Genomic DNA, 24494 nt, shown 5'->3' on the forward strand with positions numbered 1-24494 from the left:
AATTTGTAATCCGCCGATCATCGCGGCGACGGGACGCCCGGCCTATCCGGATAAAGGTCATCCTGCATGACCAAGCAGAGTGAAAGGCGGCGCGTCCCCTGTTGCGCCGCCTTTCCATATCCGGACGGGATGATGGACAGGCCGATTTTCTATGATGCCAGCGGCCGTCGCCGCCGACTGACTCTGCCGACGGTGGCGATCGCGCTGATTGCGATCCTTGTCGCTGCGGTCGCCTTTGCCATGACCATTGTTGACGTGCCCGTCCCGGCGCCGGTGCCGCTGCGTATGGAGCGGCCGCGCGTGGAAGGGATTGGCCAGCGTATCGATCATCTGCGCGCGTCGATCCGTCACGAACTGACGGGCTGGTTGCCGCATAGGCATGGGGCGCCGTCCACGCATCCGGTCCGGCTTGCCTTCTATGTGCCATGGGATGACGCCAGTCGCGCGTCGCTGCGCCAGCATAGCGCCCAGATCGACTGGGTTGCGCCAGCCCTGCTGTCGGTAACGGGACCGGATCATGATCTGCATATGCAGGCCGATCCCGCCTTCGCCGCCATCATGCGCGGCGCGCGCCGTCGTCCGCTGGTGATGCCAGTGGTGCAGAATGTGCGGGACGGCGCATGGGATGGCGATGGCACCGCTGCGTTGCTGCATGACCGCAAGGCCAGCGCCCTGCTGATTGAACGGCTGATCCCGATGCTCAAGACGCTGCATGCTTCGGGTGTCATCTTCGATCTGGAGGCTTTGCCTGCCGCTGCTCAGCGCGATTATCTCAGCTTCCTGCGGCAGGCCGCGCCGTTGCTGCATGCCCGTCGCCTTCAGATCATGCTGACGGTTCCGGTCGACGATACCAGCTGGAACCTGGCTGCTTATGGGCGCATTGCCGATCGTCTGATCCTGATGGATTATGACCAGCATTATATCGGCGACAAAGCCGGGCCGATCGCGGCCCAACCCTGGTTCGTGCAGCGCCTGCGGGCTGCGCTGCATATCGTTCCGGCCGCCAAGACGATCGTCGCTGTCGGCAATTATGCCTATGACTGGACCGAAGGCGGCGGTGCGGCGGATGCGCTGTCGATCGAGGATGCCTGGCTGTCCGCGCATGACGCCGGCGCGCCGATCCGTTTTGATGCGGCAAGCGGCAATGCGCGGTTCGACTATGAGGAAAGCGGTCGCGCGCATCATGTCTGGATGCTGGACGCGGCGAGCGGATGGAACCAGATTCGTGCGGCCCGGCTGTCCGGCGTCGGCGGTATCGCCCTGTGGCGGCTGGGGTCGGAAGATCCCGGATTCTGGCCTGCGCTGGCCGACAAGACCGGCGTGCCGCCGCAGGCCATGGCCCGCCTGACCAGTTTCAATTCGGTCGATGTCGAGGGTAATGGCGAGATATTGCAGGTCGATGATGTGCCGACGGTTGGTAACAGGACGGTGCGCACCGGATCGGGACCGCATGCAGGCCTGATCGTGGACGAACAATATCACAGCCTGCCGACCCCCTATGTGATCCGCCGCACCGGCTATCGTCCCCATATGGTGGCGCTGACTTTTGATGATGGTCCCGACGCGACCTGGACGCCGCCGATCCTGGACATATTGAAGGCGGCGCATGTTCCGGCGACCTTCTTCGTCATCGGTGAAAATGCCATCATGCATCCCGGACTGTTGCGCCGGATCGTCGATCAGGGCAGTGAAATCGGCAGCCACAGCTATACCCATCCCAATATGGCGCAGGTGTCGCCGCGTGGCGTGTCGCTCGAACTCAACAGCACCCAGCGGTTGGTGGAAGCCTATACCGGCCGGGCGATGCGCCTGTTTCGCGCGCCCTATTTCGGCGACGCAGAACCGACCACGGCGGATGAAATCGGGCCTGCGCTGGAGGCGCAGAAAAAAGGCTATGTCAATGTCGGCCTGCATGTCGATCCAGGCGACTGGACGCGACCGGGCGTCGACGCCATCGTCGCACGCACGATTGAGCAGGTGGAGACGGGGAGTGCCGACCGTTCTGCGCAGATCATCCTGCTGCACGACAGCGGTGGCGATCGTGCGCAGACCGTGGTCGCACTGCCGCGCATCATCCGGGCGCTTCAGGCGCGGGGCTATCGGTTCGTCACTGTTTCCAGCCTGGCGGGCCTGACCCGTGATCAGGTGATGCCGCCCATCCATGGGGCCGATCTGGCCGCCGTGCGGGTCGATGTCGCCATCTTCCTGATCGTGGCGGGCATTGTCATGGTTCTCAAATGGCTGTTTTTCGTCGTCATCCTGTTCGGCATCGGCCGCGCCTTGCTGCTGGCATGGTTGGCTATCGGCAGCCGGGCCCGGCGCAACCGGATCGAACCGCCCGTTATCGATCCGGCGCGATCGGTGTCGGTGATCATCCCGGCCTTCAACGAAGCCAAGGTGATCGAAGCGTCTGTTCGTCGCGTACTGGCGAGCGAGCAGGTCGCGATCGAGGTGATCGTGGTCGATGACGGGTCCACCGACGATACCAGCGCCATCGTCGCGCGCAGCTTTGCCAACGAACCACGCGTGCGTCTGCTCACCCTGGCCAATGGGGGCAAGGCCAAGGCCCTGAACGAGGCGCTGGCCCTTGCGCGCGCGCCCATTGTCGTCGCGCTGGACGCGGACACCCAGTTCGAACCGCTGACCATCGCCCGGCTGGCGCGCTGGTTCGACGATGCCGGCGTTGGCGCGGTCGCGGGCAACGCCATGGTCGGCAATCGGGTCAATCTGGTGACGCGCTGGCAGGCGGTGGAATATGTGACCGCCCAGAATCTGGAGCGGCGGGCGCTAGCCCGCTTCGGCGCGATCACCGTGGTGCCAGGGGCAGTCGGCGCATGGCGCCGCGCCGCGCTGGACGCGGTCGGCGGCTATCCGACCGACACGCTGGCGGAAGATCAGGATCTGACCATCGCCGTTCAGCGGGCTGGCTGGCGCATCGCTTATGATACGGAAGCGGTGGCGTGGACCGAAGCGCCGGAGAGCTTTCGCGCGCTCTCGCGCCAGCGGTTCCGCTGGGCCTATGGCACCTTGCAATGCCTTTGGAAGCATCGCGGCGTGTGGCGCGATGGCCGACCGGCGGGGCTGGCCTGGGTCGGTCTGCCGCAGGCATGGCTGTTCCAGATTGGCTTCGCGCTGGTGTCGCCGATCATTGATCTGGCCTTGCTGGTCAGTGGTGTCGACACAGTGGTTCGAGTGCATCAACATGGCTGGTCGCAGACCCAGAGTGACGTGCTGCGCATGGCCGTCTACTGGCTGGCCTTTGCCGCAATAGACATTGCCTGCGGTGCTGTTGCCTATCATCTGGAACCGCGCGAACGGCGTTATCCTGCTTTTCTGCTCGTCGCGCAGCGCTTCGTTTATCGCCAGATCATGTATGGCGTTGTGATCCGCGCCGTCTTCACCGCCATATTGGGCCCCTGGGTTGGCTGGGGCAAGCTGGAGCGCACCGGCCGCGTGCAGGCGGTGGAGGGGCTGACGCACAATGCCGGCGGATGGAGCGAGGCGGCGTGAGAATGGTTGCGCGCAGCGCGCCTATCCTGCTGGCGGGGATTTTCCTCTTCTTCTGGCATATCGGCTATGTTGGCGGCCAATCCTTCGATGTCAGGCCCGCCCGGCCGGGGGCATCCCCGCAGGCGCATGCCGTGGCGCTTTATCTGTCCGGCGATATGGGTTTTCATATGGGGCTTGGCCCCCAAATAGCCGACCGGCTGAACCGGCACGGCATCCCGGTCGTGGCGGAGAACAGCCTGCATTTCTTCCGCACCCGCCGCACGCCGGAAGAAGCGGGCGCCATGATTGCCGAAGGGCTTCGTCGTGCGCTGGCCATCGATCCAAGTGCCCGGCTGTTGCTGCTGGGGCAATCCTATGGCGCTGATGTGATTGCGCCATCGCTGCCTTATATCCCGTTTGCTTTGCGTCGGCGGATCGACTTCATCGGTCTCATCGTGCCCGGCGCTACGCGTCAATGGCGGGCCTCTCCGTCAGAGATTTTCTCCCTATGGGAACCTGAGGAGGATTCGCGCACTGCCGCGCGTCGGCTCAGTTGGGCGCCGTTGCTGTGCATCTATGGCGCGCAGGAGCGCAGCAGCCTGTGCCCGTCGCTTCGTCAACCCAATGCCGTAAGGGTGCAACTGCCCGGCGGTCATCCGCTGCGGCATGATCCCGACGCCGTGGGCGCGGTGTTGTTGCGCGCAATCGACCGGGTGCTCGTGCACCGGGTGCATCGGTGATGGCTGCGCTGGTCCCGCCGGCGCCGATCAGAGTGGGCGGGCCCGGTCTGGCGGCGTTGGCGGTGTTGCTGGTCGCCGCGCTGGGGTTGGCGGGGCTGCACCATCTGATCGGACAGACAAACACTGCCGCCATGGGGCAGGCGTTTCATGCCATCGGTCCGCTGGCCATTGCTGCGTCTATGTCGCTAACGGTCCTCAGCTATCTGGCGCTGACCCTATATGATCATGTTGCCCTGCGGATCGCGGGGCATCGGGTGCCCTGGCAGACGGCGGCGCTGGCGTCCTTTTGCAGTTATACGATCAGCCATAATCTGGGACTGGCGCTGATCACTGGCGGATCGGCGCGTCTGCGCATCTATGGCGCGGCCGGGCTTGGGTCGGGCGATGTCGCCCGGGTCATTGCGTCGGCCAGTCTGGCTTTCTGGGGCGGCGTTTTCACGATGGCGGCGCTTGTCATGGCGGTGCACCCCGTTTCCGTCATGCTGGGTACGATAGCGCTGAACGCGGAGGCGCAGCGTGCAGCGGGCATCGCCATGCTGATGGTGGCGGCAGGCGTGCTGGCGGGGTTGCGGCCTGTGCCGATTACGGTGCGGATCATGGGCTGGGCGCTACTGCTGCCGTCCCGGCGACAGGCGCTGGGCCAGATCGGCATCGCCTGCATCGATTTAACGCTGGCCAGTACGGCGCTGTTCGTGCTGGCGCCGCATGCCGGATATGCGCTCTATCCCACTTTCTTCCTCGCTTATGCACTGGCGATCATTCTGGCGCTGATCAGCCATGTGCCGGGTGGCATGGGTGTTTTTGAAGCGGTCTTTCTGGCGGTTTTGCCTGGTATGGACCGCCCGGGCCTGATGGCGGCGCTGATCCTCTATCGCCTGATCTATTATCTCGCGCCACTGGCGATCGCGCTGCTGCTGATGGCGGAACATGAAGGTCGGCTATGGAACAACCCGCTGCGTCATGTCCTCCGCGCGCTGGCGCTGGTGCTGCGCGGCTTTTCCCCCACGCTTCTTGCGACCCTGACGGCCATTGGCGGGGCGATGTTGCTGGTGTCAGGCTCGCTCCCCGCCGTACCGGCACGTTTTCACGCGCTTAGCCAACTGGCGCCCATGCCCTTTGTCGAGGCGTCGCATCTGGCCGCCAGCGTGACCGGCGGTCTGCTCATGCTGCTGGCGTCAGGCCTGTATCGTCGGCTGGACGGTGCTTTCTGGCTGACGCGCCTGTTGCTTGTGGCCGGCGCCATCTTCTCCCTTGCCAAGGGCTTGGATTATGAAGAAGCGATCGTCCTCCTTCTGATCGCCGGCCTGCTGCAATGGTCCCGCCGCGCCTTCTATCGACGCACCAGCCTGACCTCCGGCATCTTCACACCCAGATGGATCATCGCTCTGGGAATCGCCGTGGGCCTCTCGATCTGGATCGGCTTTGTCGCCTATCGTCATGTCGATTATCAAAATGACCTCTGGTGGCAGTTCGGGCGACATCGCGATGCGTCCCGTTTCCTGCGTGCGGCATTGGCGACCGGGGTGCTGGTAGTCGGCGCTGCGGTGCGCAGCCTGTTGCGACCGGCCCCGGCCCATGGTCCTGCGCTGGCCGATTGTCCAGGCATTAGCAGGCCGGCCCTGGCGCTTGCGCAACGCACCGATGCGCTGTTGGCGTTGACGGGTGACAAGTTATTTGAGGTATCGCCATCGGGGCGCGCTTTCCTGATGTACCAGATTCAGGGACATAGTTGGATCGTCATGAGCGATCCTGTCGGCGATCCGGCGGAATGGCGCGACCTGCTGTGGCAGATTCGCGAACGGGCCGATGCTGCGCAGGGGCGTCTCTTGCTCTATCAGATCAGTATGGATGCGTTGCCGCTGGCGATCGAACTGGGCCTGTCGATCGTCAAATATGGCGAGGAAGCGCGCATCGACCTGACCCATTTCAGCATGACGGGTTCGGCCGCGCGGCCGTTGCGCCATGCCGCCCGCCGGGCGGAGCGGGACGGCGCTCAGTTCGACATCATACCGGCTGCCGATGTGTCGGCGCTCCTGCCGCAGTTGCGGGCGATTTCGGATCATTGGCTGGCTGGCAAGGGCGGTTCGGAAAAGAGCTTCAGCGTCGGCCGGTTCGACAATGGCTATTTGCAGCATTGCGACTGCGCCGTCGTCCGGCAGGGCGACCGCATCGTCGCCTTCGCCAATATTCTGGCGACCGCGAACGGCAATGAATTGTCGGTCGACATGATGCGTCATGATGAAGGCGCCCCCTATGGCGTCATGGACTTCATGTTTTCCAGCCTGCTGCTGTGGGGACAGGAACAGGGTTACCGCTGGTTTTCGCTGGGGCTGACGCCGCTGTCGGGGCTGGAAGCGCGCCGCCTGTCGCCGCTCTGGGTAAAGGCGGCGGCCTTTCTCTATCGCCATGGCGACGGCTTCTATGGCTTTGGCGGATTGAGGGCCTATAAGTCGAAATTCGCGCCAAGCTGGGAACCGCGCTTCATCGCCGGGCCACAGGGCATATCGCTGGGCCGGGCGATGGTCGATCTGCAAAGGCTGGTCGGGGGTGGTCGGGCCAGCGCCGCTGCCCGGATGCAGGCGGCCAGCGCGGCGCGTGAGGATGGAGGACAATGAGCGTCATGAGTCACAAGCTGCTGCTGGTCGAGGATGACGCGACGACAGCCGACTATATTGCCAAGGGGCTGGAGGAGGAAGGCTTCACCGTCGACCGGGCCGACAATGGGCGCGACGGGTTGTTCCTGGCGACTGAGGCGGCGCATGATGCGATCATCCTCGACCGGATGCTGCCGGGCATGGACGGGTTGGCGGTGTTGGCGGCGCTACGTGCAGCCGGGATCGAAACGCCCGTCATGATTCTCTCCGCGCTCGCGACCGCCGATGAGCGGGTGAAAGGGCTGACGAGCGGGTCAGACGACTATCTGGCGAAGCCTTTCGCTTTCGCCGAACTGTTGGCGCGGCTGCGCATCATGCTGCGACGGCGGACAAATGGGCAACTGCCTGAAACGCGGCTGGCCTGCGGCAATCTGGAAATGGACCTGTTGTCGCGCAAGGTGCAGCGCGGTGGTCGGTCGATCGATCTGCAACCCCGGGAATTTCGCCTGCTCGATTATCTGTTGCGGCACCGGGACGAGGTCGTGACGAGGACGATGCTGCTGGAAGGCGTGTGGGATTATCATTTTGATCCAGGCACCAATGTCATTGACGTGCATATTAGCCGCTTGCGCCGCAAGATTGACGAAGAAGGCGATACGCCGCTGATCCACACCGTGCGCGGTGCGGGCTATCGGTTGAGCGAGAAGGGCTGAGTTCGCCGATGCGCTGGCGCCACTCGGTCATATGGCGCTTTGCTGCGCTTGTCTTCCTGATGCAGATTGCCTGCGTGCTGCTGGCGCTGGGCGCGGTGCATCAGTTTACCGGACGTGCGGTCGATCATGCCAGTCGCGAGGTGGCGATCGGGCTGCGCGACGATATTGCCGCAACCTACGCAGCGGCGGGCCTCAGCGCGGCAGGAGCGACGGTACGAAACCGAATCGCCGCCGATCCCAGCGGCAACGCCGTCATCCTGTTGCTGGCGCCCGATGGCCATCGCATCGCCGGCAATCTGGATCGCTGGCCGGCGGAGGTGGGTACGGCCGGGGCCTGGCATCAGGTCAGCCTCCACTGGGCAGGCACGCCACAGGGGCAGCGGCGCACGATCGGTATTGTCGGCACCCGTTTTCCCGATGGCACGCGGTTGCTGACCGGCCATGCGGTGGAACGGGATATGCGCTTTAGCACGTATCTGGAGGCGGCGCTGCTGGGGGCGGTGCTGCTGGCCCTGCCGCTGGCGGCGGGCGCCGCGTGGGTGTCCGCAGCGATCATCCAGCGCCGCCTGCGCGTGGTTATCGATACGGCCGCCGCTGTTGAAACCGGTGCGATGGACCAGCGCATCGCCCTCAACGATAGCGGCGACATGTTCGACGCATTGGGCACCGCTATCAACGCCATGTTGGATCGCATCACGGGCCTAGTCGGCGAATTGCGGCTGGTGACGGATGGATTAGCGCATGATCTGCGGTCGCCGCTTACCCGGATGCGCGCCGTGCTGGAGCAGGCGCTGAGCCAGAGCAGGGACGAGGCGGCCATTGCGGCGCTGGAGCGTGCGCTGGATGAGGGAGACACGCTGTTGCGCATGCTCGATGCCGCCCTGTCGATCAGCCGGGCGGAAGCGGGCATTGGTCGGGACAGTTTCGCGCCGGTCGATGTCGCAGCGCTGCTCTATGATTTTCAGGAAATGTATGGCGCCGTGGCGGAGGAGCGCAACATAAGCATCCGGGTGGACGCCGATCCCGGCTTGTTGATCCGGTCCCATCGTGAAATCTTCGGGCAGGTATTATCCAACCTGATCGACAATGCGCTCAAATATGGCGGCGACGTCATAACCCTGTCTGCACGGTGCGATGGTGCCCGGATCATCATTCAGGTCGCCGACAACGGACCGGGCATCGCTCAGGAGCGAAGAATGGAGGCGCTGCGTCGTTTTGCGAGACTTGATGCGTCACGCCATATCACCGGAGCGGGTCTGGGGCTGTCGCTGGCGGCTGCGGTGGCGCGTCTTCATGATGGCGAATTGACCCTTGGCGATGCGACGCCAGGTCTGTGTGTGACATTGGCGATCCCGGCTTTGGAGACAATTGAGGGTGCGCTTACAGCGTAACCCCTCGTTTCCAGATCGCGATCGACCGCTCTTCATTCACTTCGTTGCGAGCCGGCCTGCCCGATGCAATGGCGATGACCGTATCGAGCAGATCCTGCGCCGCCGCATCCATGCCCTTTGCCAGCACCGTGCCTGCGTCAAAATCGATCCAGCCCGGCTTGGCCGCCGCCAGCGCGCTGTTGGACGCGATCTTGACGGTCGGGATCGGGCTGCCCAGCGGGGTGCCGCGTCCGGTGGAAAATAGCGTCAGGGTCGCGCCCGCCGCCGCCAGCGCCGTTGTGGACACCGCGTCGTTGCCGGGGCCTTCCAGTACGGTCAGGCCGGTGCGGCTGGCTCGCCCGGCATAGGGCAGGACGTCCGTTACCGGAACATGCCCGGCTTTCTGCACGGCGCCGAGCGATTTTTCTTCCAGCGTGGTGATGCCGCCGCGAATGTTGCCGGGGCTGGGATTTTCCGAAACCGGCTCACCATGAGCGACGAAATAGTCCTTGAAGCCGCGCACCAATCCCACCAGCGCGTCGAATGTCGCTTCATCGGCGCAACGATCCATCAATATGCGTTCCGCGCCAAAAATCTCAGGAATTTCGGTCAGCAGGACGCTTCCTCCGGCCTCGCCCACCGCATCGGCCATACGGCCGATCAGCGGATTGGCGGTCAGCCCCGACAGTCCATCGGACCCGCCGCATTTGACGCCCAGGCGCAGCGCGGAAAGCGGCACGGCTTGCCGTTCATCCCGTTCGGCAATGGCCGTCAGTTCGGCGATGGCCGCCAGCCCTTCCGCCATTTCGTCCGTCGACGCTTGGGCGCCTAGAGTGCGGATGCGGGTGCGGCGCTCCGGCGGTATCCGTTCCAGCATCAGTGCCATCTGGTTGGATTCGCACCCCAGCCCCAGAAGCAGCACGCCACCGGCATTGGGGTGCTGCGCCAGCGCCGCCAATATGCCGGTCGTGCCCTCCAGATCGTCGCTCAGTTGCGAACAGCCCAGCGGATGGGGGAAGGCGTGGATGCCGCCGATACCGGCCGGCAGGGACAGACCGGCTTTGGCCGCCAGTCGTTCCGCCGTGCGGCCTACACATCCGACGGTCGGGATGATCCAGATTTCGTTGCGCGTCCCCACTGAACCATCGTCACGAACATAGCCCATGAACGATCTGTCCGATCCATGCGCAGGCGCATCGGCTTCAGGCGGTGAAAAACGATAGGCGTCGCCCGTACCCAGCGCGGTATGGACATTGTGACTGTGCACATGGTCACCCGGTTCGATTGCCATGGTTGCGACGCCGAAGGGAAAGCCATAGCGCAGCACCGGGGCTCCGTTAGCCACGCTGCGGCGCGCCAGCTTGTGCCCCTGCGGAATATCCTGACGCGCTATGATGGTTTCACCATCGATGATGACGGACATGCCGGCGGTGATCGGCGTCATGGCAATCACCACGCTGTCGTCGGAATGGACCAGCAGAACAGGGCTTGGTTCGGACAGGATGTTCATCAATCCAACTCATCGACGCTGATGCGCTCCAGGCGCGGGGACAGGATATGCACCAGCGCCAGTGCGACGAAATAGGCGCTGCCCGCGACCGCGAACAGGGGCGTATAGCTGCCGATGCTGTCGAGAATATAGCCGGCATATTTTGCCATGACCATGCCGCCGATTGCGCCCACCGTACCGCCAATGCCGACAACGGAGCCGACCGCGCCGCGTGGAAACAGATCGGACGGCAGCGTATAGAGATTGGCGGAAAAGGCCTGATGCGCGGCGGTCGCGATGCCGATCACTAGTACGGCGAGCCACAGATTGTCGATCGACTGGGCGAAGAAGATTGGCAGCACGGCGCAGGCGCAGATCAGCATGGTCAGCTTGCGTGCCGCGTTGACGCTCTTGCCCGCCTTCATCATCCGGCCCGACATCCATCCGCCCACGACGCTGCCGGCATCCGACAACAAATAGATCGCGACAAGCGGGGGGCCGAAGCTGACGAGGTCGAGGCCATAACGGGTGCCCAGATAGCCGGGCAGCCAGAAGAGGAAGAACCACCAGATCGGATCGATGCAGAATTTCCCGATCGCATAGGCCCAGGTTTCCCTGACCGTGATCAGTTTCGCCCAGCCGATCGGTTTGACCGGATCAGCCGGATCCTGCCGGATATAGGCCAGTTCACCCGCCGTCAGCTTTGGATGATCTTCGGGCCGCCGATAAAAGACCAGCCATGCGATCAGCCATAATATGCCGAAGATGCCGGTCGCGTAGAAGGCGACGCGCCAGCCATAGGTGATGGTCAACCATGGCACGAGCAGCGGCGTGACGATCGCGCCGATATTCGCGCCGGCGTTGAACAGGCCGATGGCAAAGGCGCGCTCCTTTTGCGGGAACCATTCGGTCACGGCCTTGATGCCGGCGGGGAAATTACCGGATTCCCCGACGCCCAGGCCAAAGCGCGCCATGGCGAACTGGGTGACGCTGTGGACGCCGCCATGCGCCATATGGGCGATCGTCCAGATGGTTACGGCGATGGCATAACCAAAGCGCGCACCAACGACATCGACAATCCGGCCAAAGCCCAGATAGCCCACGGCATAGGCGGCCTGGAACCAGAAGACGATATTGGCATAGTCGGTTTCCGTCCATCCCATCTCTGCCGACAGGGTGGGTTTGAGCACGCCGATCATCTGGCGATCGACATAGTTGATCGCGGTCGCCGCGAACAACAGGCCGACCACGACCCAGCGATAGCGGCCCGGTGGTGGGACTTCGATGCTGCCGTCCTTCATCATCCTGCTCCTGATCTTCGTCCTGCTGGCCGCTTTTAGCGCGGCTCTTGTGTCGCGATGCGGCACGTCAGCGTGCCCAAGGGACCAAAATCTGTTTCCACAGACTGCCCCGGCTGCGCCGGATGGACACCGGTAACCGCACCGGTCGATATCCACCAGCCCGATTGTGCCGCAATGCCCCGCGCCGCGAGATTTTCTAGCAGAAAACGCACCGAACCGATCGCACCGTCGTTGAAGGCGGAAGCGGTGCCGGTTCCCACCGCGACGCCATCGATACGGGTGGCGACGGGTTGAAGCGCATATGCGCCGTCGCGCCAGTGCGGTACAGCTGGACCGATCAACAGGCCATTATTGTTGCCGAAGTCGGAAATCGTCACTGCCGGTCCCATCGCGTTGATGCCCTTGAACGGGGAACTGGCGATCTCGATACCGATATGCACGGCATCGATATGGGCTGCGGCTTCCTCCAGCGTGAAATGCAACTTATCCACGGGCGGAGGCGTGCCGATACGGAACAGGAATTCCGCCTCGACTGCGCCGAATCCTTCGGCGAAAACCAGACCGCTCGTGGCATCGTCCACGATTTCGACAAAGGGTGTGAAGATCGGTCCCGCGAGCCGGTCGCAACCATATTGGTCGGACAAAGGCGGCAGAATTCGACCAACTTTCCATCCGGCAACGGAGTCACTCACGCGTGCAAGCGCGGCATCCTGTATCGCATAGCCCTGGTCGAGCGTGGCGGGCGGCGTGCCGGGATAGTCGGCAAGACCGGACGCCGTCCGGCGCGCATCCAGAAAGGCGGTCGCCGTCATCACCACATCATTGCTTGCGCTCACTGGCTCATCCTCTGTCCTCACTCTTGGGACTCGGGGTAATGGAAACCGGTGTCATTGGCAAGCGGGCCATTCTGGCGCTGGCCCGATTGTGCGCTATAAGGCGGCATGGCAAAACAGAAACAGGATGAGGGCCAGACGCCCAAGCTGACCATCAACGACATCGCCCGCATGGCCGGCGTGTCGAAAAAAACGGTCAGTCGCGTCATCAACCGGTCGCCGCTGCTCAATCAGGAAACGCGCGACAAGGTGGAGGCGATCATCCGGGAAACCGGATATGTTCCCAATCCGCAGGCCCGCGCGCTGGCGCTGGGCCGCAACTTCCTGATCGGCCTGATCTACGACAATCCTAATGTCCAGATGATCCTGAGCATGCAGAAGGGCATATTGGAGGCGCTGCACGGCACCGAGTTCGAAATGGTGATTCGTCCCGTGGATCGCGGCTCCAATCTGGTGATGGACGATATTCGCAGCTTCGTAACTCGCCAGCGCCTGTTCGGCGTGGTCATCCTGCCGCCCATGTCGGAAAATGACGCGCTGGCGCGGATGCTGGATGAAGAAGGCTGTCGTTATGTGCGCATGGGATCGGCTGTGCTGGACGATGCCGAACATATGGTGACATCCAACGATCGGGAAGCGGTGGCAGAGGCGGTGCGCTATCTGATTGCGCAGGGGCATCGCAGGATCGGGTTGATCGCCGGGCCACATGGTTTTCGCTCAGCGCAGGAGCGGCGCGAAGGATTTGAATTGGCGCTGGCGGAGGCTGGAATCAGCCTGCCGCGCAGCCTGGTCGCGGACGGCCAATATACGTTTGAATCGGGGCTTTCGGCATCGGAAAGCCTGCTCGATCTGTCGCCTAGGCCCACCGCCATCTTCGCCAGCAATGATGAAATGGCGGCAGGCGTTCTCTATGCGGCGCGCCTGCGTGGCATCGCTGTGCCTGAAGAACTGTCGATCATCGGCTTTGACGACACGCCGGTGACGACACGGGTCTGGCCGCCGCTGACCACCGTTCGCTGGCCGATCGTCGCCATGGGCCGGGCTGCAGCGCTCAAGCTGATCGGCACGGCGATCGGCGAAGGAGCGGACGTCAATGAACCGTCCCACTTCAGTTCGACATTGATCCGTCGCGGATCGGTTGCGCCACCAGCCGCAAGCTGATAGACGGCATGTTATGACACCGGTGTCTGAATTGGACATCGCTGCTGAGAGGATGGTTCATGTTCGAGAAGACCTATCACGCGACGCACCCGGATATGATGGAATGCGTGGACAATGTGAGCCTGCGCGACCGCTATCTGGTTGGCGGGATGTTCGTGGCGGGGCAGGTTGTCCTGAACTACAGCCATAATGAACGGTTTGTGATTGGCGGCGCGGTGCCTGCGGGTGGTTCGATCCGGCTGCCCGACCAGAGCGAACCGGCGTCGGCGGCGGGGCATCCCTTTCTGGAGCGGCGCGAGGCGGGGATCGTCAATATCGGCGGCCCCGGCGCGATCATCGTTGATGGCGTGCGCTATGATCTGGACAATAAGGAATGTCTCTATGTGCCCATGGGCACGATTGAGGTGATCTTCGAGGGAGAAGAGGCGCGTTTCTACATCGCTTCGCTGCCCGCGCATAAGGTCTGCCCGACCAAGAAAATCACGCTGGCGCAGGCGAACCCGCTGGAGCGCGGCGACCTGGCCAATTCCAACCACCGCACCATCTATCAGTTGGTGATCCCGGGCGTGTGCGACAGCGCGCAGTTGCTGCTGGGCCTGACCGTATTGGAGACGGGCAGCGTGTGGAACACCATGCCCCCGCATCTTCATGACCGGCGCAGCGAAATCTATCTCTATTTCGATCTTCAGGGCGGCGACCGTGTCTTCCATTATATGGGCGAGCCGGACGCGATGCGGCATATCGTCATCGAGAATGAGGAAGCGGTGATTTCGCCGCCCTGGTCGGTGCATATGGGGTCGGGCACGAAAAGCTATGCCTTCATCTGGGCGATGGGCGGCGAGAATCTCGACTATACCGACATGAACGTCCTCGACATCTGCCAGCTGCGGTGAGCGAGATGGCGACACCCTTTGATCTGACCGGGCCCTTTGATCTGACGGGCAAGGTGGCGATCGTCACCGGCGCAAACACCGGCATTGGTCAGGCGATCGCGCTGTCGCTGGCGGCGGCCGGCGCGGACATTGCCGCGGTGGGCCGCACGCCCGCAGAAGACACCGTCGAGCAGGTGCGCGCGCTGGGGCGCAGGGCGCAGATCGTTTCGGCCGATCTTTCCAGCATCGAACCCGTCCAGCGCGTTGTGGATGAAACGCTGGAGACGCTGGGCGGCCTCGACATTCTGATCAACAATGCGGGCATCATCCGCCGCGCCGACAGCGTCGATTTTACCGAGGAAGACTGGGATGCGGTGATCGACACGAACCTGAAGACCAGTTTCTTCCTGTGTCAGGCGGCGGGCCGCCACATGATCGCGCAGGGTAGCGGCAAGATCGTCAACATCGCCTCGCTCCTGTCCTTTCAGGGGGGTATCCGGGTGCCTAGCTATACCGCGTCCAAGAGCGGCATCGCCGGCCTGACGAAGCTGCTGGCGAATGAATGGGCGGCCAAAGGCGTGAACGTCAACGCGATCGCGCCGGGCTATATCGCGACCAACAACACCGCCGCCTTGCAAGCCGACGAGACGCGCAACCGCCAGATCCAGGAGCGCATCCCGGCCGGCCGATGGGGCGAGGCCAGCGACATTGGCGGGGCCGCCCTATTCCTTGCCTCCGCCGCCGCAAACTATGTCCACGGCCATATCCTCGCCGTCGATGGAGGATGGCTCGCACGCTGATGTGAATGCGTCGATGCTCCTGCGGGGCGAGGGCGTTAATTGCCAGCAGGAGGGGCAAATCCTTCTGCGGCTTATACAACTGGAGAGGAGCGCTCGATGTCCATGCTCGACCGGCGGACCCTGATCGGCACGGGGCTGGCGCTGGCATCCTCTCCGGCATGGGCGGCGCGGGGCGATCCGGTCGTGGCCACCCGCAATGGGCGCATCCGGGGGACAAGCGAAGGCGGACTGCATATATTTCGCGGGGTGCGCTATGGGCAGGACACGGCGCCCCGGCGCTTTCGCGCACCCGCCCCGCCGGAACCATGGCGCGACATCCAGCGGGCCACCGCCTTCGCGCCGTCCTGCCCGCAAAAGGGTCAGCAGGCGGCGACCAGCGAGGATTGCCTGTTTCTCAACATCTGGACGCCGGGGCTGGAGCCAGCGGCCCGGCGGCCGGTCATGCTCTATATCCATGGCGGCGCCTATTCCAACGGCAGCGTGGTCGATCCGCTGAATGACGGGCGGCATCTGGCGGGGCGCGACGTGGTGGTGGTGACGGTCAACCATCGGCTCAATGCGCTGGGCTATCTCTATCTGGCGCGGCTCGATCCGCGCTTTGCTGACAGCGGCAATGCCGGGCAGCTGGACCTGATACTGGCGCTGCGTTGGGTGCGGGACAATATCGCCGCGTTCGGCGGCGATCCGGGCAATATCCTTGTCTTCGGCCAGTCGGGCGGCGGGGCGAAGATCGCGACGATGATGGCGATGCCCGCCGCCAAGGGACTATTCCACCGCGCCATCACGATGAGCGGGCAGCAGGTGACGGCTAGCGGCCCGCTCAACGCCTCGCGTCGCACCGCCGCCTATCTGGCAAAACTGGGCGTGTCGCCGGATCATCTCGATCCATTGCTGACGATGCCGGTCGAACGGCTGATCGACGGGCTGGATGTGCAGGATCCAATATTGGGCGGCGGCCTCTATATGGGGCCGGTGCTGGATATGAGATGGCTGGATCGCCACCCCTTCTGGCCGGACGCCGCGCCGCAGGGCAATGCTATCCCGATGATGCTGGGCAATACCCGCGATGAAACGCGCGCCTTCATCAATCCTGACGGGCCGCTGATCGCGGGGCTGAACTGGGGCAATTTGCCGGCGCGGATAGCGGGGGAGTTGCGCATGGATCTGTCGCCCGAATGGATCGTCGCCCAATATCGCGCGCATCATCCCGACTGGTCGGCTGAGCGCATTTTCTATGCCGCGACGACCGCCGGGCGCAGTTGGCCGGGGCAGGTGATAGAGGCGGAGGCGCGAGCGCGGGCGGATGCGCCGACCTGGGTCTATCAGGTCGATTTCCAGTCGCCCACCCAGCCCCGTCGCGGGGCGCCGCACACCATGGACATTGCGCTCGCCTTTGGCACGCTGGATGCGCCAGGCTCCTTTACCGGAACCGGGGCCGGCGCGCGATCGGCGTCTGCTGCAATGATGGACCGTTTCCTTGACTTTGCCCATCGGGGTGATCCGGGGTGGAACCAATATCGGCTGGATCGGCGGACGACGATGATTTTCGATGTCGAGAGCGGCATGGCAGACGACCCGCGCGGGTGGGAGCGACGTTTGTTCGCCCGCGTCCCTTATATTCAGCCGGGCAGTTGAGGCGTCGCCTGTCATATGTGCGGCCTTCACGACGACGGCTCGGATCACGTGGCTGATGATGGCGCTGAAGCTGAGAAGTCCGACTTGTTGCGTATCGGGCGACGCACCGGCGATCCTGTGATGCATATGGAGCTTCAGAGTCGGCTTAGCTGGCTCTGGCAGAACTCCATCACCCTCTGAACCCCCGGTACGAAACGGCGGCCGCGTGGCATGATCATGCTCATCGGCTGAAGGTCGGTCACGCTCATGCCGTCTCGAAAAAGCCGCTGCCCGAACTGCGTTTTTAGCAGGATAAGGGGGATGCCGGATAGTTGCTCTAGCGGATGTTGCCGCAGTCGTCAGAACAGCAGGCCATCGTCAGCAAGAGGGGAAGCGACCCACACTGGCATGGGCAGCGTGCCTATGAAGCAAGTGCCATTCGGTGAAGAAGGACCGTTTCCTGTCCGCGCTGGGCCTTCCCTGTCAGGCGCCGCCCTATGGTATGATGACCGTGGTCGACGTGACAACCCGCAAGATCAAATGGCAGGCGCCGGTTGGCACGGTGCGGGTTGCCGCCTGTTCGGTTCCCATATGGGCCTGCCCACCCCGATTGGCACGCCGACGCGGGGCGCGGATTTCGATAGGGATCGGATAATGGGGGAGAAGGGCACCAAGCTGTATATCATACTCAATGATCGGCGCGGCGTTGGCATTTCGTCCGATTACATCGGCAAACGCCTGCCTGTACAGGAAGCCTATGGCGGTCAGTATAGTCGCCTGAGTGAAGTCAGTTATGAGTAAGATATGACCGGCGGGCGGCTGAACATGCGAGTGGGCTATTTCGTGAAGGGCAATGATCTGGGCGGGCGCCGATCGGCTGCAATTTCATCAACGCGGCCTTTTGCGCTTATCCTCCGCCTATGTCCGGTGATAGCGGCTGGTGTAATTATCCCATTGCCCGCTGGTATGCGGCGGGCGTGGTCAAGAACCGGCACCTTCCACGGCCGCGATGCGGACAAGATCGCCCTGGGCGCCGCACACCCACAGGACGGGCTCATGCACGGACGGAAAACGGTAAATCTGGCCGTGCGGTGCTCCCCGTCGAGGAAACTGCGATTCAACTGCGCTATCGCCTCCAGACGCAACGCTGGCTCTCCATCCGTCCGGACATTCCATATATAGTGAAGCCGGGCGCTTTTAGTTTTCGATCGGCCACAAATGCCATCGCAATAGGTGGCCAGATAAAAATGCAATTCTGATGGCGCATCTTCGCGCATCGCACAGGGGGCAAGATAGGAATATGGTTGCGGACCGGAAGACTCAGATCGTCATCGTGGGCGGCGGCGCCGCGGGCCTGGAACTGGCGCGCAAGCTGGGCGCGCATTATGGCCGCAAGCGGCACGATATAATCCTGATCGACCGTAATCGCACCCACATCTGGAAGCCATTGCTGCACGAAGTCGCTACCGGATCGCTGGACGCCAGCATGGATGAGGTCGGCTATCGCAGCCACTGTCATCGCTGGGGCTATCGCTATCTCTATGGCCAGTTCGACCGGATAGATCGCGCCGCGCAGCAGGTGCATATCGCGCCGATGTTTGACGATAAGGGGCGCGAGGTCGTCAGCGCCCATGTGGTGCGTTATGACTATCTGGTGTTGGCCTATGGCTCCGTCACCAACGATTTCGGGACACCGGGCGTCGTAGACAATTGTCTTTTCCTCGACAGCCGGGGGCAAGCGGACAGTTTCCGAGATCAGTTGTTGAACCATTGTTTGCGCGTATCGCGCGCCATGGTGGCTCGCCCTACGTCTGATGCACGAGTACGGATCGCAATCGTTGGAGGCGGGGCGACCGGCGTCGAACTGGCAGCCGAGCTTTACAATGCTGCTGATGCGCTGGGCTATTACGGGCTGGAGGTGTTCGACCGGGCGCGGCTGGACGTTACGCTGCTGGAGGCCGGACCGCGCATCCTGCCCGCCTTGCCCGATCGGCTGGCGGAGGCGGCGCATGGCGAACTGGAGGCGCTGGGGGTCAAGGTGCTGACCGGCATGGCGGTGACGGAATCGACGGAGGAAGGGATGAAGACGGGCGACGGCGCGTTCGTCCCGGCCGATCTGCAAATCTGGGCCGCCGGGGTGAAGGCCGCGCCTGTGCGGGGTGGACTGGATGGGCTGGCCCTGTCGCGTGGCGGACAGGTCATCGTGCGCCCGACGTTGCAAAGCGAAACCGACGATCGGATCTTCGCCATGGGGGATTGCGCATACAGCATGTTGCCCCGGCGCGACCGGCCGGTGCCACCCCGCGCGCAGGCGGCGCACCAGATGGCTTCGACCGCCTTCACCAATATAAAGCGGCTGCTGGCGGAGCGGCCGCTGGTCGATTTCAACTATCGCGATCATGGGTCTCTGGTGTCGCTGAGCCGCTTTTCGACAGTTGGATCGTTGATGGGCAAACTGGTTGGTGGACGCATGGCGGTGGAAGGGCGGCTGGCGCGGTTTGTCTATCTGTCGCTATACCGCATGCATCTTTTGGCGGTGCATGGCTGGTGGCGTGGCAGCGCGCTGATCGCGGTCAGCCACATCAACCGACTGGTGCGGCCCCGGCTCAAGCTGCATTGACAGGTGCTTTTGGCGGCCTCGCATTGCGGCGGATGCATGTCAGTCGGTCAAGGCGCGTCTGGTCGTGCTTTGTCGCCTGCGCGGATCATTGTGATTGGGCATCTTGTGTCGGGCCTGATCGACATGATGCTGATTGCAGCATCTTTGGATTCTTGCAGCACCTTGCAGGATCTTTGGATAGCCAGCTATGTCTTTCAGGCCGTCGAAGCATCGAACCCAGGATTTCCAGCATGACCCAGTTTGCCATCTGCGCGGCCGATGTCCATGAAGCAGCCCGTTACATATCGGGAGCGGCGGTTCGCACGCCTTTGCTCGAATTTGCTCCGTTGAACGAACGGGCGGGTCATCGCGTACTCGTCAAGTTCGAAGCCGCGCAGCATACCGGATCGTTCAAGTTTCGCGGGGCATATAATCGCCTGTCGCGAATCCCCGACGCTGACAAGGCTGCCGGCGTGGTTGCATGGTCGTCGGGTAATCATGCGCAAGGAATTGCGGCCGCAGCCGCGCTTCTTGGCATCCCGGCGACCATCGTGATGCCTGCGGACGCACCTGCGATCAAAGTCGCCAACACACGGGCATTGGGTGCCGAAATCCTGTTCTATGATCGTTATACCCAGTCGCGCGAAGAGATAGCGATGGCACTTGCAAGAGAGCGCGGCGCCATTCTCGTGCCCTCCTTCGACGACCCCTATATCATCGCTGGACAGGGAACTGCCGGACTGGAGATTATCGAACAAGCGGCCGAGATTGGCGTGTCGATTGATCGCGTATTCGTCTGTTGCGGCGGGGGTGGACTGGTCGCCGGAATTGCAACCGCTATCAAGGATAGCGCGCCGCATGTCGAAATCTACAGCGTCGAGCCGCAGGATTTTGACGATACCGCCCGGTCTCTTTTCAGCGGACAACGGGAAACGGTGCCTGCCGATGCGCGGTCTATTTGCGATGCCCTGCTCGCACCTTCTCCGGGGGCGCTCACTTTTCCGATCAATAAGGCGCTGCTGACCGCAGGTCTTTGCGTCACGGACGATGAGGTGCGCGCGGCGATGCGATTTGCCTTCGAAGCCATGAAGCTCGTGATCGAGCCGGGCGGCGCGGTGGCCCTCGCTGCTGTACTTGAACAGCGCGTGCCGCGGACCGATGGGGTCAGTGTCGTGGTTGTTTCGGGCGGGAATGTCGATCCTGACATCTATGCCGGCATTTTGCGCCAGTGCGAGCGGCGGGACGAGTGACGATGTGAGGCTGCCTCGATCAGATGTGCGAACGCGCAAAGCTTGTTATCGCCGTCATGCAGAACCCACGATGCATCGTTGATGCTCAGCCGCCATCACTTGCGCGTCAACTGGGCTGTCATCTCGACAACGCGCACCGGTTTCAATCCATTGGCGCGCCCGTTACGCGGGCGACACCATTTTTCAGACTCGTCGGGATGCTCGACTGTGGGCCAATCTTCGCCGACGTGATGAAGGCTTATGACCGATCCAGTCGACGGACGTAACTATACGCTGGTTTGGGTGCCTTCGACTCTCACATGGCGCGGCCGGCAGGATGTAGCTCGGCCCTGCGATACGCTCTTCATGGACTTATGCGGCGCGGAACAAGCCGCAGGACGAGATAACCCAGCATGCCGGCAAGTAGCGAACCCATCAGCACGCCTATCTTGGCTTGCGTTTGCAGCATCGGGTCGTCTGGATAGGCGAGCGGTGTGATGAAGAAGCTCATGGTGAAGCCGATTCCACATAGCAGGGCGAGGCCGAACAACTGGATGGGGCGGGCATGAGCGGGCATGCTCGCCAGCTTCAACCGGATGGCGAGCATGGAGAAGCTGAAAACGCCAATGGCCTTCCCCGCGAATAATCCCAGCGCGACGCCCAATGTCACCGGCGCAGACAAGGTCGCGGCCGGCAAACCCAGAACAGGGATACCGGCGTTCGCAAATCCAAATATCGGCAAAATAACAAAACTCACCGGCCGATGAAGCATATGCTCCAGTCGATGCAGCGGGCTGTTAGCCTCGTCGTCCGGTTCCCCAGGACTGGTGCGCAGCGGGATTGCGAGCGCCATCACGACCCCAGCTATCGTGGCGTGAACACCCGAACGCAGGACGAAGAACCAGAGCAGCGCGCCGACCAGCAGATAGGGAGTAATGCGCATTATACCCAGCCGGTTCAACAGGAACAAAAATAGCGTGAGGGCGCCAGCACCCAGCAGATAGAAATATTGGAGCTCGGCGGTGTAGAAGATGGCGATTATGACGACGGCGGCGAGATCGTCCAGAATAGCAAGCGCGGTCAGGAAAATCCGCAGGGACGCCGGAACATGATTTCCCAGTAACGAAAGAACGCCGAGCGCGAATGCAATATCGGTCGCAGCCGGGATCGCCCATCCATTCGCCGTTTCCGTGTTGTTGAACAGCAGGAACATGAGCGCCGGGATCGCCATGCCGCCGATCGCCGCTAAGCCGGGCAGGATGCGGCGGGACCATGTCGAAAGCTGGCCATCCAGCATCTCCCTCTTGATTTCCAGCCCAACCAGCAGAAAGAAAATGGCCATCAAGCCGTCATTGACCCAAAGTTCGACTGACAATGGCCCCAGATAGGCGAGCAAGACCGATTCATAGCGGCCGTGAAGCGAAGAATTGGCGATTGCCAGTGCAACGATGGTGGTCGCCATCAAAATCAGCCCTGCGGAAGACTGATGCGTAAGGAACTGACGTAGGGCGCTTCGACTGTTGGCAAGTTTAAAAGCCAAGGGACACTCCGGAATATGTGCGTGTCACCGGCGGCCCGACCGATGTGTTTCCTGCCATGACCCTGCGATGGAGCCGGCACCCGACTCTCCTATCGCACCGTAGCCCCTGCTTCACAACCCTTTCACCTTATAGGCGAAACATCCGATAAAAGCGCTTTTCCGGCCGATCAAAAGCCATCGATCTCTTCGACGCGGCGCCGGTGCGGCGCACGATACATGACAATCGCTTGTTGGTCATAATGCCAGGGTGGACGCCCTGCCCGATGCCATCACCCTGTCGATCGTTGATGAAGGCCGGGATATTCCGTCAGGCGCGGAACATCGCGTCTTCTACATATTTACCAGACTTGAAGGCTCCGATCGCGCCAAACATGGCATGGTCTCGCCATCGTCAAGGGCTTCGCCGAAGCCATGGGCCTTCCCGTCTCTGCGTCCAATAATGCGGTGCCATTTGGCGCCTGCTTCACCATCACCATTCCACAGGCTCTGATCATCACGGACCTGCCGCAAAAGGCTCTTTCGTGAGACAGGTAAACGCGATCCTGCTCCTTGATCAGGAAAACTCACCCGCGATCGCCTGACGACCAGATTCAACCAGGGAATCGAAAATCCGGTCGGTCTGTCCGCCGGATTTTCGATTTCCATGTCCACAGGCGCAGCGTGCATGCTCAGCCTGCCAGGGTTGCCTCAGCCGATTTTGGCGAGGAGGCTGTCGACTGCGACCTTGGCGTCGCCATAGAACATGCGGGTATTTTCCTTGTAGAATAGCGGATTTTCTATGCCGGAATAGCCAGTGCCCTGGCCGCGCTTCGATACGAAGACCTGCTTGGCTTTCCACACTTCCAGCACCGGCATGCCGGCGATCGGCGAATTGGGATCATCCTGCGCGGCAGGATTGACGATGTCGTTCGATCCGATGACGATCACCACGTCGGTGGTGGGAAAATCCTCGTTGATCTCGTCCATTTCCAGCACGATGTCATAGGGCACCTTGGCTTCGGCCAGCAGCACGTTCATATGGCCGGGCAGGCGGCCTGCAACCGGATGGATGGCGAAACGCACAGTCTTGCCGGCGGCGCGCAGCTTGCGGGTCAGTTCGCTCACCGCCTGCTGCGCCTGCGCCACCGCCATGCCATAGCCCGGCACGATGATGATGTTGTCGGCTTCGTTGAGCGCGGCGGCCACGCCATCGGCGTCGATCGCCACCTGTTCGCCTTCAATCTCCGCTGCCGGGCCGGTGGCGCCGCCAAAGCCGCCCAGGATCACCGACACGAACGACCGGTTCATCGCCTTGCACATGATGTAGCTCAGGATCGCGCCGGAAGAACCGACCAGCGCGCCGGTCACGATCAACAGGTCGTTGCCCAGCGTGAAGCCGATCGCCGCTGCCGCCCAGCCGGAATAGCTGTTGAGCATCGACACGACCACCGGCATGTCCGCGCCGCCAATGCCCATCACCAGATGAAAGCCGATGAACAATGCCAGCACCGCCATGGCGATCAGCACGGTCAGTTCGCGGCCCTCGACCCCGATATTGCCGACATACAGGACCAGCAGAACCAGCGAGGCGATCGCCGCACTGGCATTGAGCAAATGGCCGCCCGGCAGCTTCTTCGCCTTGCCGTCCAGCTTTCCTGCCAGCTTGCCGAAGGCGACGATCGACCCGGTGAAGGTCACCGCGCCGATGAAGATGCCCAGAAATTCCTCGACCTTCAGGATGTTGATTTCGACCGGCGTCTTGTGCGCCAGTATCGCGGCAAAGCCGGTCAGCGCCTCGCGCGCGGCGGGATCGAGCGCCTGCACCGCTTCCAGTTCGAAATGCGCATTGAAACCAATGAACACGGCGGCCAGCCCCACGAAGCTGTGCAGCGCGGCGACAAGCTGCGGCATTTCAGTCATCTGGACCCGCACCGCCACGACCCAGCCGACCACGGCCGCCACGGCAAAACTGCCCATCACGATCGGCAGATTGGCCGCACCTGGACCAAATAGCGTCGCTACGACCGCCAGCGCCATGCCGGATATGCCATACCATACGGCGCGCTTGGCGCTTTCCTGATTGGACAGGCCGCCCAGCGACAGAATGAAAAGAACCGCGGCGCAAATATAGGCGGCGGATACAACACCAACATCAAACATGGATCGCCCCC

At 62.6% G+C, this 24494-nt stretch carries 18 protein-coding genes and 1 pseudogene; 14 read left to right on the forward strand and 5 right to left on the reverse strand.

From position 1 onward, the window contains the following. Positions 1 to 132 precede the first annotated feature (132 nt). The 5 genes from ACFOKF_RS19050 to ACFOKF_RS19070 are packed head-to-tail and all read left to right on the forward strand — an operon-like array spanning position 133 to position 8927. Positions 133 to 3510 (forward strand): glycosyltransferase, encoded by a 3378-nt coding sequence (locus ACFOKF_RS19050; RefSeq protein WP_380799301.1) that lies wholly within the window; start codon positions 133 to 135, stop codon positions 3508 to 3510. Between the two features lie 2 nt (positions 3511 to 3512). Next, positions 3513 to 4229, forward strand: coding sequence for an AcvB/VirJ family lysyl-phosphatidylglycerol hydrolase (locus ACFOKF_RS19055; protein ID WP_380799303.1), 717 nt, complete (start codon positions 3513 to 3515; stop codon positions 4227 to 4229). Then, positions 4229 to 6844, forward strand: coding sequence for a bifunctional lysylphosphatidylglycerol flippase/synthetase MprF (gene mprF / locus ACFOKF_RS19060; RefSeq protein WP_380797942.1), 2616 nt, complete (start codon positions 4229 to 4231; stop codon positions 6842 to 6844). The genes ACFOKF_RS19055 and mprF overlap by 1 nt, the downstream gene beginning before the upstream one ends. A 5-nt stretch (positions 6845 to 6849) precedes the next feature. Continuing rightward, positions 6850 to 7536: a winged helix-turn-helix domain-containing protein gene (locus tag ACFOKF_RS19065; RefSeq protein ID WP_380799304.1), complete on the forward strand. Its 687-nt coding sequence runs from the start codon at positions 6850 to 6852 to the stop codon at positions 7534 to 7536. 8 nt (positions 7537 to 7544) lie between these two features. Further along, entirely contained in the window at positions 7545 to 8927 is a 1383-nt protein-coding gene (locus tag ACFOKF_RS19070) for a sensor histidine kinase (protein ID WP_380797944.1), read from the forward strand. Here ACFOKF_RS19070 and ACFOKF_RS19075 read toward each other — a convergent pair. Genes ACFOKF_RS19075 through ACFOKF_RS19085 form a run of 3 tightly spaced genes read right to left on the reverse strand, consistent with a single transcriptional unit; the run spans position 8917 to position 12508 of the window. Then, positions 8917 to 10416 (reverse strand): UxaA family hydrolase, encoded by a 1500-nt coding sequence (locus ACFOKF_RS19075; RefSeq protein WP_380797945.1) that lies wholly within the window; start codon positions 10414 to 10416, stop codon positions 8917 to 8919. The two genes, ACFOKF_RS19070 and ACFOKF_RS19075, sit on opposite strands and share 11 nt — an antisense overlap. Beyond that, positions 10416 to 11699, reverse strand: a complete 1284-nt coding sequence (locus ACFOKF_RS19080; protein ID WP_380797946.1) for an MFS transporter — start codon at positions 11697 to 11699, stop codon at positions 10416 to 10418. Before ACFOKF_RS19080 ends, ACFOKF_RS19075 begins: the two co-directional genes overlap by 1 nt. Positions 11700 to 11731: 32 nt before the next feature. After that, entirely contained in the window at positions 11732 to 12508 is a 777-nt protein-coding gene (locus ACFOKF_RS19085; RefSeq protein WP_380797947.1) for a 2-keto-4-pentenoate hydratase, read from the reverse strand. 129 nt (positions 12509 to 12637) lie between these two features. On the opposite strand from ACFOKF_RS19085, the gene ACFOKF_RS19090 reads away from it, so the two are divergent. From ACFOKF_RS19090 to ACFOKF_RS19125, 9 genes and pseudogenes are all read left to right on the forward strand, one after another. Continuing rightward, positions 12638 to 13690: a LacI family DNA-binding transcriptional regulator gene (locus tag ACFOKF_RS19090; RefSeq protein ID WP_380797949.1), complete on the forward strand. Its 1053-nt coding sequence runs from the start codon at positions 12638 to 12640 to the stop codon at positions 13688 to 13690. A gap of 59 nt (positions 13691 to 13749) precedes the next feature. Then, positions 13750 to 14583, forward strand: coding sequence for a 5-dehydro-4-deoxy-D-glucuronate isomerase (gene kduI, locus ACFOKF_RS19095; protein ID WP_380797950.1), 834 nt, complete (start codon positions 13750 to 13752; stop codon positions 14581 to 14583). Positions 14584 to 14606: 23 nt separating this feature from the next. Beyond that, the gene (kduD, locus tag ACFOKF_RS19100; RefSeq protein ID WP_380799306.1) at positions 14607 to 15362 is read left to right on the forward strand and encodes a 2-dehydro-3-deoxy-D-gluconate 5-dehydrogenase KduD; all 756 of its coding nucleotides are present in this window, start codon (positions 14607 to 14609) and stop codon (positions 15360 to 15362) included. Positions 15363 to 15458: 96 nt separating this feature from the next. After that, on the forward strand, positions 15459 to 16997 hold the full coding sequence (locus ACFOKF_RS19105) for a carboxylesterase/lipase family protein (protein ID WP_380797952.1): 1539 nt from the start codon (positions 15459 to 15461) through the stop codon (positions 16995 to 16997). Positions 16998 to 17418: 421 nt separating this feature from the next. Further along, a pseudogene (locus ACFOKF_RS25665) lies at positions 17419 to 17490 on the forward strand (hypothetical protein); the annotation flags it as partial. Positions 17491 to 17516: 26 nt separating this feature from the next. Beyond that, positions 17517 to 17777 (forward strand): hypothetical protein, encoded by a 261-nt coding sequence (locus tag ACFOKF_RS19110; protein ID WP_380797954.1) that lies wholly within the window; start codon positions 17517 to 17519, stop codon positions 17775 to 17777. Between the two features lie 86 nt (positions 17778 to 17863). Next, positions 17864 to 18235 carry a carbohydrate porin gene (locus ACFOKF_RS19115; protein WP_380799307.1) on the forward strand — a complete coding sequence of 124 codons (372 nt, stop codon included), beginning with the start codon at positions 17864 to 17866 and terminating at the stop codon, positions 18233 to 18235. Between the two features lie 41 nt (positions 18236 to 18276). Beyond that, a complete protein-coding gene (locus ACFOKF_RS19120; protein ID WP_380797955.1) occupies positions 18277 to 19596 on the forward strand; it encodes an NAD(P)/FAD-dependent oxidoreductase in 1320 nt (439 codons plus the stop codon). A gap of 230 nt (positions 19597 to 19826) precedes the next feature. Beyond that, entirely contained in the window at positions 19827 to 20825 is a 999-nt protein-coding gene (locus ACFOKF_RS19125) for a threonine/serine dehydratase (protein WP_380799308.1), read from the forward strand. Between the two features lie 343 nt (positions 20826 to 21168). Here ACFOKF_RS19125 and nhaA read toward each other — a convergent pair whose 3' ends face one another. Beyond that, on the reverse strand, positions 21169 to 22344 hold the full coding sequence (nhaA, locus tag ACFOKF_RS19130) for a Na+/H+ antiporter NhaA (protein ID WP_380797957.1): 1176 nt from the start codon (positions 22342 to 22344) through the stop codon (positions 21169 to 21171). A 687-nt stretch (positions 22345 to 23031) separates the two neighbouring features. Beyond that, positions 23032 to 24483: an NAD(P)(+) transhydrogenase (Re/Si-specific) subunit beta gene (locus ACFOKF_RS19135; RefSeq protein ID WP_380797959.1), complete on the reverse strand. Its 1452-nt coding sequence runs from the start codon at positions 24481 to 24483 to the stop codon at positions 23032 to 23034. Positions 24484 to 24494 lie beyond the last annotated feature (11 nt).

Origin of the sequence: Sphingobium rhizovicinum, assembly GCF_042647625.1 — a bacterium.
In the GTDB taxonomy this organism is placed as follows: domain Bacteria; phylum Pseudomonadota; class Alphaproteobacteria; order Sphingomonadales; family Sphingomonadaceae; genus Sphingobium; species Sphingobium rhizovicinum.